At 67.1% G+C, this 12,030-nt stretch carries 9 protein-coding genes, 1 tRNA gene and 1 pseudogene; 8 read left to right on the top strand and 3 right to left on the bottom strand.

Translation table 11 applies throughout. The annotated features are described in order from the left end of the window. Positions 1–56 precede the first annotated feature (56 nt). Positions 57–1,742 carry an FAD-binding oxidoreductase gene (locus tag AB0N14_RS06665; RefSeq protein ID WP_366024619.1) on the bottom strand — a complete coding sequence of 562 codons (1,686 nt, stop codon included), beginning with the start codon at positions 1,740–1,742 and terminating at the stop codon, positions 57–59. A gap of 1,088 nt (positions 1,743–2,830) precedes the next feature. Between AB0N14_RS06665 and AB0N14_RS06660 the strand changes: the two genes are divergently transcribed. The 6 genes and pseudogenes from AB0N14_RS06660 (at position 2,831) to AB0N14_RS06635 (ending at position 8,330) form a co-directional block, all read left to right on the top strand. After that, positions 2,831–3,769 carry a transcriptional regulator gene (locus tag AB0N14_RS06660; protein ID WP_366024618.1) on the top strand — a complete coding sequence of 313 codons (939 nt, stop codon included), beginning with the start codon at positions 2,831–2,833 and terminating at the stop codon, positions 3,767–3,769. Between the two features lie 123 nt (positions 3,770–3,892). Further along, on the top strand, positions 3,893–4,471 hold the full coding sequence (locus AB0N14_RS06655; protein WP_366024617.1) for a flavoprotein: 579 nt from the start codon (positions 3,893–3,895) through the stop codon (positions 4,469–4,471). 414 nt (positions 4,472–4,885) lie between these two features. Then, complete coding sequence (locus AB0N14_RS06650) at positions 4,886–5,908, top strand: hypothetical protein (protein ID WP_366024616.1); 1,023 nt, start codon at positions 4,886–4,888, stop codon at positions 5,906–5,908. A 139-nt stretch (positions 5,909–6,047) separates the two neighbouring features. After that, positions 6,048–6,248: pseudogene (locus AB0N14_RS06645) on the top strand (hypothetical protein); the annotation flags it as partial. A 487-nt stretch (positions 6,249–6,735) separates the two neighbouring features. Continuing rightward, positions 6,736–6,939, top strand: a complete 204-nt coding sequence (locus AB0N14_RS06640) for a helix-turn-helix domain-containing protein (protein ID WP_366024615.1) — start codon at positions 6,736–6,738, stop codon at positions 6,937–6,939. Continuing rightward, positions 6,939–8,330, top strand: a complete 1,392-nt coding sequence (locus AB0N14_RS06635; RefSeq protein WP_366024614.1) for a site-specific integrase — start codon at positions 6,939–6,941, stop codon at positions 8,328–8,330. The genes AB0N14_RS06640 and AB0N14_RS06635 overlap by 1 nt, the downstream gene beginning before the upstream one ends. A 150-nt stretch (positions 8,331–8,480) precedes the next feature. Here AB0N14_RS06635 and AB0N14_RS06630 read toward each other — a convergent pair. Both AB0N14_RS06630 and AB0N14_RS06625 read right to left on the bottom strand, forming a co-directional pair. Then, positions 8,481–8,554: transfer RNA gene (locus tag AB0N14_RS06630), tRNA-Arg, on the bottom strand. Positions 8,555–9,044: 490 nt separating this feature from the next. Next, complete coding sequence (locus AB0N14_RS06625; RefSeq protein ID WP_366024613.1) at positions 9,045–9,800, bottom strand: GntR family transcriptional regulator; 756 nt, start codon at positions 9,798–9,800, stop codon at positions 9,045–9,047. 78 nt (positions 9,801–9,878) lie between these two features. Here AB0N14_RS06625 and AB0N14_RS06620 point away from each other — a divergent pair, with 78 nt between their 5' ends. Beyond that, entirely contained in the window at positions 9,879–10,157 is a 279-nt protein-coding gene (locus tag AB0N14_RS06620; RefSeq protein ID WP_366024612.1) for a hypothetical protein, read from the top strand. A 592-nt stretch (positions 10,158–10,749) separates the two neighbouring features. Beyond that, positions 10,750–11,046, top strand: coding sequence for a hypothetical protein (locus AB0N14_RS06615; RefSeq protein WP_366024611.1), 297 nt, complete (start codon positions 10,750–10,752; stop codon positions 11,044–11,046). The last annotated feature ends 984 nt before the right edge of the window (positions 11,047–12,030 follow it).

Genomic DNA, 12,030 nt, shown 5'->3' with positions numbered 1-12,030 from the left:
GACGTCGTCATGGTCAGGCCGGTTTCGACTCGTCAGCGGTTGACGGGAGAAAGCGCTCACACGGGGCGGATGTTGTGATTCATCCGGAACATATTGGAAGGATCGTAGATGCGCTTCACCCGCGCCAGACGGTCGTAACGGTCGGCGCCGTAGGCCCGTCGCACCTCTTCCCTGGTGGTCGCTTCGTCACCGGACATGAAGTTCAGCATGTTCCGATCGGCCGCCCAGGGCCCCACCCCGCCCATGACTCGGGCGAGGTAGCTGCGCATCGTCTCGCCGTGTTCCGGACCGCCCACGCCGAAGCCGAACATGACGAAGGGGATGCCACGGGTGGATACCGCGTTGGGCGCGTCGGGCTCGCGGTCGAACCCTCCGCCGAGAGCGCGGATCTCGACATTCGCGAGCGGGCACTGCGACTCCGGGCCGGTGAGCTCGACGAGCATATTCACCGCCTCTTCGGGCAGCTCACGCAGACAAGTCGTCCGGTCGTAGTACGGCAGCGGGTCCTGCGGGTCCATGTGAACCTCGGTTACTGCGGAGTAGCGCTTTTCCCCGATCGTGTCGCAGACCGGTGATCCCAGGTGCCGCAGCGGAGCGATCAGCCGTTCGGTGTCCTCCGCCTCCTCAAGACAGCCGATCCGCAGATGCACCACGAAGGCTCCGCGCAGCGCTTCCGGAAGGTCGGGCCGGAGCGGAAGCCGTTGTATCGCAACCGACGAGGTCAACTCCTCCGGCAATTCGGGGACCCATTGACGCCAGGTGTGTAGTACGTCGGCCACCTGCTCGCCGGGATACCACAATCCCCCGCCGTAGAACCGGGCCACCGGGAACAGGTCGAGGACGATCGAGGTGACTACACCGAAATTGCCCTTACCTCCTCGCAGTGCCCAGAACAGGTCGGGCTCGCTGTCAGCGGTCACGGTCCGCGACAGGCCTTCGGCCGAGACGAACCGCAATTCGCGCACGTGGTCTGCGGCATATCCGAGAGTGCGGCCGAGCAGCGGACTTTGTCCGCCTCCGAGTGTGTAACCCACCACTCCGACGGTTGGTGAGGACCCGGTTGCCGGGGCGAGGCCATGAACAGCTGCCGCAAGGAGCACATCGCGCGCGCGTGCCCCGGCCTCGATCCGCGCGATTCGGTGTTCCGGGTCCACGGTGACGCCGGTCATCCGACTCGTGGTGATCAGCAACGCGCCGCAGGCCGGCAGGACCACCTGGTGTCCCGTCGACATCACCGCCACCGGCATGCGGCGCTCCGCGGCGAAGCGAATCGCGGAGCACACATCGGCCTCGCAGGTAGCACCCACCGCGAGCGCGGGTTCCATCACACGATTCCGGTTGTAGGCGGCACATTCTTTGGCGTAGCCCTCGTCGTCCGGCAGGAACACCGGGGCATCGACGCGCCGTGCCAGTTCCGCTGCCTCACCGCGGGGCACGGCAAAGGCGGCTGCTTCCGTCTGCGTGCTCAGTTCGCCGTACTCGTCGCTGACGACTTCGCCGATCGAGGCGAGGAAGGCGACGACGGGCAGATTGGGCCCCTTTGCACGGGAGGCGGCAAGGTCTTCCGGCGTGTCCCAGGTGAGCACGTCCAGCCACTCGTTCTCCGACAGACGCACGAGGTGCGCGTCGAGAAGTCCGGCCAGGTCATCGGCGAAGTCCGACAGCATCTTGGAGTGAGCGGCGATGAGATCATCGACTCGGTCGGGGTTGATCCGGAATCTGGTCAGTTCGACTGTGGTCATGACATCGCTCTCATCCCAATTGGGTGCCCTTTCCCACCATATGACTGACGGCGGGTTGTCGCTCTCGGGGCAAGGCCCCGGACCGTGATCGGCCCGGGTCTTTGCGCTGGTGCCCCCGGCGGGAATCGGACCTGCGACACTCGCTTTAGGAGCGAGGTTGGGCGATCAATGCTTTCCTGCGGATTCCTGGCCTGAGATGGGTCGGGCTGAGTGACCCGCTGCTCACTGTGATTCCCCGTTGTCCCCCTGCATCTGGCACGGATGTGGCACGGCGCCTGGACCACCACCCCGAGCCACCACCCACCCCCGCTCCCATCTGGTCCCCCTTAGCCCCACACAGTGGAGCGCGCGTGCTCCATGGCCTCCAGGTGGAGCACGCCATTGTTCGAACGACTGTCAGGATTGATCACGGCGCGGCTCGGCAGTGGCCACCGGCCCACATGTGAGCCCGCGTCGGCGCAGCCCGCGCGGAGCGGGCCGGAGGCAGGAGCGTCGCCCGCGGCGGAGCCGGGAATCGCGCCCGGAGGAGCGGAGCGCAGCCGAAGCTTGATCAACTAGGGGACGTTTCGTCCTGCAGTTCACGCCTCGTCAGGCAGAGCAGATTGGAAGTTGCCTCCGGCTCCTACGCCTATCGAAAGGTCGGCTTCGCCGACGGGCTGCAACACTCGCGGGGTGTTGCAGCCGTCTGTCAGCGGACAGCCCGGACACCGGCACTACGAGCTGTCCGGGTCGATTATGCAGGTGAGAGCCATAACCGGATAGCCGGACAGCGCGGACACCTCCCAGCGCGGTTCCATCGGACCCGGACAGCCCGTCCGGGTTCTGCCCCGTTCAGTGCCACACGCTGGTCACGGTGGCGGAAGGGCTGAGATCACCTACCCGTTCCTCGCCGCGTCGGTACCGTGAAAGGCGCCCCTACTCAGCAGCGGGAGGCAACACCCCATGCGTGGTCTTGGAGATCACCTCAGCATCGGTGAGCGCATCGCGTTCTATCGGAAGCGCCGCGGCTACACGCCGGCCTGGTCGGTCGGAGCACTGACTGGCTGGCGAAGATCGAGACCGGTCGCAGGAAGCCGCCCCGGATCGACATGCTCGCGGAGCTGTCGCGCATCCTGCGCGTGCCCCTCGGAGATCTGCTCGGACAGACCGTCCTCATGGAAGACGAGCGGCAACAGGACGATGTCCCCGCCGTGCGCGACGCCCTCATGAGCCCGCGCCGACTGTCGCGACTCCTCTTCGGGCCGGACGCTGAGGCTCAGCTCCCGACGCCTGTCCCTGTGGCCGTGCGCGTGGAGAATGCGTGGAACGACTACCAGGGCGGGCGGCTCGGCAGCGTCGTCGCTGCACTGCCTGTTCTGCTTCAGACGGCTCAGGAGCTGGAGGAGCGAGCGGCGCGCCGCGGCGAAGATCGTGGCGACTGCTGGGCAGTGTCGGCCCGCACGCACCACCTTGCGGCTACGACACTCGCCAAGATCGGCGAATCGGACATCTCGTGGCTCGCAGCTGAGCGCGCGATGCGAGCTGCTGATGAGTCGGACGACCCGCTCGTGCTGGCGTCCGCCGCACGTTCGGGTACGCACGCCCTGCTGGCCAACGGGCGCTATGACGACGCCCTCGAACTGGGCAACACGGCCGCAGCCTGGCTGTCGTCTCAGGTAACCGAACACAACCCGGCGGCACTCAGCCTGCTGGGCATGATCCACCTGCGTGCCGCCGTCGCGGCGGCGCGCCATCAGGACCGGCCCACCGCAACGGCACTGCTGAACCGTGCCGAGGAGCTCGCGGACGACCTCGGCTCGGATGAGAACTACTGGCAGACCGGCTTCGGGCCGACGAACGTGCTGCTCCACCGACTGTCCATCGAGCTGGACCTCGACAACGTCTCGTACGTGGTGGAGCACGGTCGGATCAACGTCGACCACATGCCGCAGGAACGCAGCGTCTCGCACCGCATCGACTTCGCCCGTGCCCTGTCGCTCGCTGGGCAAGGTGATGATGCCTTCGCAGAGCTGCGTACGGCTGACTGAGCGCACGTCGCCGCAGCTCGTACGCAACAATCCGAGGGTGCGAGAGACGCTGCGAGACTTGATCAAACAGTCCCCGGTGACGGGCGGCTCGCGTTCGTCGGACGTGTTCGCGATGGCTCAGCGGTGCAGGGCGGTGCAGTGAGTTCAGGCAATCGTGGGGTGCTCGGAGTCGTCGGCTCAGCGGCCGGCGGCGTAGAAGCGTTGCGCACCGGTCTCGTAGAGCCCGCCATGGGCCGCGGATGGCGGGTGGCCGTCACGCTCACGCCAACCGCAGGTCAGTGGCTGCGCACGAGCGGCGAGCGTGAGCGGTTGGAGAAGCTGACCGGCCTGCCCGTTCGGGATGAGCCGCGCCTTCCCGGCGAGGCTCGGCCACATCCGCCGGTTGAGTGCTACGTGGTCGCCCCCGCGTCTGCCAACATGGTCGCCAAGCTGGCGACCGGCCTGATGGACAACCAGGCGCTGACGCAGGTTGGCGAGGCCATCGGGACTCTCGGTCTCCCCGTCGTGGTCTTCCCGCGGGTGAACGCGGCGCACGCTCGCCACCCCGCGTGGCAAGGTCACATCGACGCTCTCAGGGCGGGAGGGGTGCATCTGGTCTACGGCCCGGATGTCTGGCCGCTGTACGAGCCGAGGGATGCGCCGGCCGGGCGTGAACTTCCGTGGACTGCAGTGCTGGACGCCGTGGACGGGGCCATTCAATGATGGGTCGCCAACATGCCTGATCTGCAGGGAAAGAGGACCCGGACAGTCTGTCCGGGTCCTCTGCTGTGTCGACGGTCAAGTAATTCCCCAGTTGCAGCGCCACCGTCCCCAGACGGGTGTTCGGGCTGAGTGGGTGGCGGGGGCCGGGCCGCCCGCCTGGAAATTGTCCGGGACGCAGCGGCCGGTCAAGGACGCCTTCGGCGCCGCTAGCGCGGTGAGCTGCGCTCATCCTTGACAGTCCGCTGCGTCCCTCAAGATCAAGCTGGCTGTCGGGCGGCCCGGCGAAGAGCGGCGTCCTCATGGGGATCGGGGAGCAGCGTCGGGATCCCCATGAGGAGTGTTTGGCGTCTCGGCTGGGGAATTACGTGACGTTCCACACTCTGCTGTTCCTGGCTGCATGCCAAGACCGCCTCCGTGTGTGTGCTGGCCTGCGGCGCCGCCATGGACCCGACGGTGGAACTGTGGCTGCACGAGAACAAGGGCACCGGTGACCTGGACTCCCTCGAATGCGTCAGCCACCGGTTCGTCTCCGGCATCGACGACGACTCGATCAAGTACGCGGCCGACTCCCTGAAGCTGCTGCGCGAGGAAGTCATGCGCCGCGCGGCTGCGATCAAGAAGCTGCCGCGGGACCTGTGCCCGGACAAGCGCATCACCCGCGCCATCGCCGACAAGCGCTCGCTCAAGCTGTGGCCGCTGGTCGGGGTGTTCGATGAGTGCCAGAACCTGTTCGGCCACCCCGAGTACGGCAAACAGGCAGGTGACGACGCCGAGTTCATCATCAAGCTCGGCCGAGCCCTGGGCGTGATCCTCATCCTGGCCACGCAGCGCCCGGACAAGGACTCGCTCCCGACCGGGATCAGCGGCAACGTGTCCATCCGCTTCGCCCTCAAGGTCGCCGGACAGGTCGAGAACGACATGATCCTCGGAACGTCCGCCTACAAGAACGGCGTGCGCGCCACGTCCTTCCGCCCGGAGATCGACGCCGGTAACGGCTACCTCGCCGGCGCTACCGCGCTGCCGGTCGTGGTGCGCACCGCCTGCCTGGACGACCCGGCCACCAACACCATCGCCCAGCGCGCCTACGCCCTGCGCAAGGCCGAGGGAACCCTGTCCGGGCACGCGCTCGGAGAGGACCCCGAGGCCGTGACCGGTCCGTCCTACGACCTGCTCGCCGACGTCGCCGCGGTCGTGCCGCCGTCGGAGGAGCGGGTGTGGAACGAGCGGATCGCCGTCCGGCTGGCCGAGCTGCGGCCGGAGGTCTACGGCGGCTGGAAGGGCGAGAACGTCACCAGCGCGCTCAAGCCGCACGGCATCAAGACCCGCGACGTGGCCGGGACCACCGACGACGGCACCCGCACCACCCGCCGCGGCATCACCCGCGCCGACCTCACGAAGGCGATTGCGGACCGTGACGAAAGGCGAGGCGCCGCCTAGCCCCGGATGGTGCTACCGGTAGCACCTCGCCCTGCTACCGGTAGCACCCCCGCTAGCACACCACACAGCACCTGATCTGCGATCTAGTGGATAGCGTCCCACCTGCGAAAACCCCGGAAACCGCCTGGAAGGGCCTCTCATGACCCCCATCGCCCTTGCTATCGCCTGCCTGTTTGCCATCACGTTCGGTTACGTCGGAATGTGCGCGGCCAGCCCGTTCGGCACGTGCCGCAAGTGCCACGGCTTCGGCTTCGCCATGGAAACCGACCGCAAGGGACGGCCCAAGCGCGGCAAGAGCTGCCGCCGCTGCAAGGCCACCGGCAAGCGCATACGCGCCGGCATCGCCGGAGCCGCAGACGCCACCCTCGTGCTCAAGCGAGCGCGCGGACAGGTGGACGGCATCCTGCACGTCACCGGCCGCGACGTGGACGAAGCCGAGTACGCACTCAGTTTCCAACCCGCCTCCGGAGCCTGGCACCTGCTGGACGGCCCAGTCACTGACCACACCGTCAGCGACACCCGCGCCACCATCCTGCGCTACGTCCGCGCCCACCCCGGCGCCAAACCCAAGGACATGGCGGGAGAGCTGCCGCAGGTCGACCTGGACACGATCCGCCGCACCTGCAACCGCATGGCCGTCGACGGGCAGCTCACCAAGGACCCCGGCGGCAGGTACTACCCGGACACCGAGAACCGGACACAGGGCGTCCAAGAGGTGTCCGCACTGTCCGGCTGTCCAGTTACGCACCTGACCAGCACGAACACCCCGGACAGTCGGAATTGGAGCTGTCCGGCCTGTCCGGCCCGGAACACGAAGGGAGCGCGCGATGACGACGGCCCTACCAAGGTCCGGGGACGAAAAGCTCACGCTCGCCGAGATCTGCAAGGACCTGAAAATCTCTCGCTCCACCTTCTACGACTGGCGAGCGAAAGGGCGCGCCCCTCGCTGTATCAAGCTGCCCAACGGTGACATCCGGGTTCGGCGCAGCGACTACGAACACTGGCTGGACGCGCGGGAGGACGCCGCCTGATGGACGGCACTACGTACAACGTCAAGATCTGGAAGACGGCGGTCTACAAGGGCAAGCGCAAGGCAACGCACACCGTCCGATGGGAGTTGGACGGCAAGGAGTGGCGAGCGCCGTTCGACATGAAGGCACTGGCGGACGCCTTCCGCTCCGAGCTGGTTAGCGCCACGCGCCGTGGTGAGGCATTCAGCCTCACCACGGGGCGCCCCGTTTCGCACCAGTCCGGGGCGAGCGCGGTGAACTGGTACGACTTCGCCGTCCAGTTCGCGGATGCTCAATGGCACCGGACCGGCGGGAACAACCGTAAGAACACGTCCAAGGCGCTCATGGCGACGACCGTTGCTCTGCTGCGCACACCGCCGACCGCGTTCCGGCCGGTCGACGTGCGCACCGCGCTGCGGGAGTTCGCGTTCAACACGCGGCGCCGGGAGGACGCGCCGCCCGAGATGACCACCATCCTGAAGTGGGTGGAGCGCAACACCCTGACCATGGCCGCATGGGAGGACTCTGCCAAGGTCGAGGAGGTACTACGGTCTGTCGGCTCGAAGTTGGACGGCACACGCGCCGCGGCAAGCTCCGTCAAGCGCAACCGCCGGATCCTGAACGTGGCCATGGAGTACGCCGTCAAGCACCGGATTCTGCGGGCGAACCCCCTGCCGAAGGGGAGAGGGGCGGCCCCCAAGACGTCGTCCGCGGTCGACAAGAGGTCTCTGCTCAACCCAGAGCAGGCGGCGCGCCTGCTGGGGTGGGTACGCCGGCGCCCCCGCGGTGGCAAGCGGCTCCACGCCTTCTTCGCCACGATGTACTACGCCGGACCACGCCCGGAGGAAGTCGTCGCGATGGACGTTGCTGACATCCGTCTGCTGGGCGAGGACGCCGAAGACCAGTGGTGTGAGCTGTTGTTCCACACGGCTCAACCGGAAGTCGGGAAGAACTGGACGGATGACGGCGAGATCCACGAAGAGCGCGGCCTGAAGGGACGCGCTTCGGACGACACGCGCGTCGTACCAGGGCACCCGTCGCTGACGCGGATCCTGCGCGAGCACATCAAGGCAGAGAGCCTGAAGCCGGGAGATCTGCTGTTCCAGGGCGAGAAGGGTGGCATGCTCGCGGGCTCGGTCACCCGACGGGCATGGCGGACCGCACGCGCCGAAGTGCTCTCTCCGGAGGAATTCGCCTCGCCGCTCGGCAAGCGGGTGTACGACCTGCGGCACACCTGCCTGACCAACTGGCTGAACGACGGCATTCCGCCGGTGCAGGTGGCCGAGTGGGCGGGCAACAGCGTCCCCGTGCTGCTGGCCATCTACGCCCGGTGCATCTCGGGGCAGCTCCGGGACCTCAAACAGCGGATCTTGGCTCGCGGGGACCTTCCCGACCTGCCTGGCACCGCCTGACGGCGCTCGGAGAACTTCTCCGCGTATTCACCGCAGCCACCCGCAGAAACCCGGTGACAGCCGGACAGCGCCGGACCCGCCCCGCGAACACCGGGATGGGTCCGGCGCTCTCGTGCGTGCGGCTACACCCACGGACGGGAGGGCGAGGGATGGCGCCCCCGGCAGGACTCGAACCTGCGGCCAAGCGCTTAGAAGGCGCTTGGTGCTTGAGAGGCCACGTGGGCGCTGATCTGCTCAAACGTCCGATCGGATCGCTCTCAACTGCAAGCTTCGACACGCATTCGACTCGTGTTGGGGAGGCAATCGCCGAGCCGCTCAGCGTCAGACCCCCGGCTTAGTTGTCGGCGGCAAGCTGCCACTGGGCCTCAGGCGGTAGTCAGATCGAGTAGTTCCGTACGCATCACGAGCAACGAGGCACGTGTAATGAAGGCCGAGTAGCGAACCGGCATCGATGCCCAGGTTGGTAGCGAGGACCCGAGTGGGCAGAGGATGCTTGTCATTCGGGTCACGGACCGCAACCGAATCAGCCAGCACGCCGCGAACTTCGACTACCTCGTACTCGACTCGCGTTCCGAGAGTCTCCTTCTCGTGGGAATGATCCCCGTCGAGCGGTTGATCGCATAGGCCACACGTGTTCGCATGGCGGGCGGCATCGGTCATGTTCGCCACGCTACCTAGCGTCGGGCGCAATGACCGAGGTCTCGGCCGTCTCAGCTAGGGGTTGATCGGGATCTCATAGACGATCTCGCAGTGAGCGGCGGGCACGATGATGTCCGCCGTCTCCACGGGCCGCCCCTGGTCGCTGTAGTACGTCCGCCGGATGTGTGTTACGAGGGCGGCCTTCTGGATGCCCAGGAGTGAGGCCTCCTCAGCGGTCGCCTGCCGAGGCTCCGGCTGCTCCACGGCATGGCTGACGGTGATGCCGATAGCGGCCATGCGGTTCACGACACCCGCCCCGGCGTGCGGCCCTCCCTCGGGGAGGACGACGAGGGTGCCGGCGGTGAGGTCGTACGGCTCCCAGCTCGTGGACAGCTGCACGGGCCTGCCGTCGGCCAGGAACTCGTACGTCGTCCGGACGCACAGGTCACCTTCGGCGATGCCGAGCCGCGCCGCGATGTCCGCTGGCGCTGGGACCTTGGCATCGGTCCGGCTCTCCCAGTCACCATGCTTGCCCACGGCCTTCATATCGGCGCGGAACGGCGATCCGCTGGGCTGCTCCCGGGCCGACGACCGGACGACTCGGACGCGTTGCCGGGGCTCGGCGACGTACGTCCCCGATCCGGCGCGGCCCTCCAGCACACCCTGAGAAATCAGCAGCTCCTGAGCCCGGCGGACCACGTTCTCGCCCACCCCGCACTCCTGGCCGATCTGGGCGCGGGACGGCAGACGGTCCCCCGGCTCCCATACGTGCTCCGCGATCCGCCGCCGGAGTTCGTCGGCGATGCGGAGATAGGGCGGCTGCTCAGACATATGGAAAACCTAGTCCACTAGCTCTAACCTAGTTAACTAGCTTCACTGAAAGTGATCGCCAGTGACGGAGGCTGCCCTGTGCCCGCTTCGGGAGTTCGCGCGGTAGCCATCGCTGCCCGACTGTCCGACCTCGGGCTGCTCGCGCGCGTGGAGGAGCACGACCGGTCCACGTCGGTCGAAGCGGAGGTGCCGGAGTCGCTCTCCGCCGACTTATGGCGAGAGGTCCTGGAAGTGGTGGCCGAGGCAGATCATTTCGGGCTCCTCGTCACCAGCATGAACGGCCGCACCCTCTGGGCGGTCGTACGCAAAGCGGTCCCCACGACGGGCGATGTCGGGGGACCGAGCCATCAGCGATAGGAGCTGACCAGCGTGCTCAACCGTATCCGCCGTGCCGTGTCTCGTACCAGAGCGCGGCACTTCCCCGAGGGCAGGCACCGCCGCCCCTTAACGCCCTCCCGACGTGCGATCGCCCACGCGTCCTCGCCGTCCGTTGACGAGCCGACAGTCGTCTTGGCGCAGGCCGTCGACGAGCCGAGAGACCCGCACTTGCCGAGGGGCGAGGATATTGCACTCGTCCGTCCGTACGTACTGATGGGAGAAGAGCGGGCCCCACGGCACCCGACGGTCGTCATTGCTCCCTACCTGCCGACCGACGCAAGGTCCATTCTCCTGGGGGTTCAGTGATGTCCTCGCCACGGCAGGTTCTCGGCCTGGACATCTCAGCGGCCTCGTACCGCTCGACCGCTTGCCAGATCGGCACGCACCAGGCCTGCGTGGAGTCCACTCCGGATTCGGCGCCGGCCGACCTTCCCTTGATCTACGAGGCCTGCGGCTGCTTGTGCCACTCGGCATCTGACCAGTCCCGGCTCGGAGGCGATGCAGCGAGCAACTCGGCATCCAGCAGCATGCCGCGGCCCGCCATCGAGGCAATGGAGGGGCGAGCGAAGGGATGACATCACGGGACGAACTAAGGCTTCTCCCATGGGTGGGGCTGGACGGCAAACCGTGCTACCTCAGTACCGATGACCAGGGCGGCTATGTGGCCCGCCTGGCGGACCACATCGAGGCGTACCAGCTCGGGATGGCATCACAACTGCTGGAGCACGCCCGTCAGGTACTCGATGACGACACCGAGGACCTAGAGGAGTTGCACCTTCTCGCCACCCAATTGACCAGCGCCCTGCGGGACGTGCTGCGTGTAGCGACCAGCCGCGGACGCAGGCCGGTCGTGCCCGGGCACCCCTGAGGGAACTGAGCGGCGGCCGTGTGCAGTGCGGCAGGGAGCCTCGGAGACGGCCAGGGGCTCCCTGTTCACCTGTGCATGGTGGTCTCCGGATACGGCTGGAGGCCAAGGCTTTTGAGCGTTGACGTGCACGCTTTCCAACTGTGTTGGTGGGGTCTTGGGCTGCGTGCGGGGGCGTTCACCTGCGTTCATTGGCGGCTGGCCGCCGATACGGGTACGGCTTCAGGACTCGCCTGAACGATCGTGAACGGGGCTGAATGAGAGGCCCTGGCTAGGATCTTCATGTCCAGGGCCCGCACCAGGGCTCGCAACTCACGTGCGCTCCTCCTCGGCAGTGCGTGAATCACGGCTTCAAGGTGGCCGCGGAAGTCGACGCCGTAACACCCGCACTCAAGGATGCCGCAGTCAGGACCTTCGAGTGGGTCCGCAAGCTGTCTGAGAGGGCCGTGGGCCAAGGCCTTCCAGTGCCAGAACGCTTCTTCCGTGGCTTCGGGCCAGAAACGGGTCCGCTCAAGCCGCCGTATGTCGGCAGTGCAAGATCCGGATAGGCGATCAATGAACGGGTACCGTCGCTGCCTCGGCCGGCGGCTAGGAAGGTGTCCCCGCAGGGCTGACGGGCGCCTACGCGGCATTGCCCCTTCGGTTGTCGGTCATGGGGGCAAGGTACAGAACGACGTGCTCGGTCGCCACCGCGTATCCGGCGACTGAAGCTCTGAGCTTGGGAAGCTTGGGTGCTTTCGGGACGGGAACCTAGCTGACCTGGGGCGGAACGGTGTCTGCGTCCGCTGACCGCGGACTTCGTTCCCCGGTATTCCCCGTGGCTCCCCGCAGCATCTGGCACGAGCCTGGCACGCCTGTCGCGAGTGCCGACCACAGACGCGAGGCCGATATGAGAGGGCGGTAAGTGACGTGTTGCCCGTTTCGCGCTTGGAGGTGGGGCTGTCGGGCTGGCGGTGGCCTCTCCGGGTGGCTATGGCCGTGGCTGGG

It is taken from the genome of Streptomyces sp. NPDC051104 (genome assembly GCF_040682835.1).
In the GTDB taxonomy this organism is placed as follows: domain Bacteria; phylum Actinomycetota; class Actinomycetes; order Streptomycetales; family Streptomycetaceae; genus Streptomyces; species Streptomyces cynarae.
Note: the sequence above shows the minus strand (reverse complement) of the source record. Positions and strands in the feature narration are given on the sequence as shown.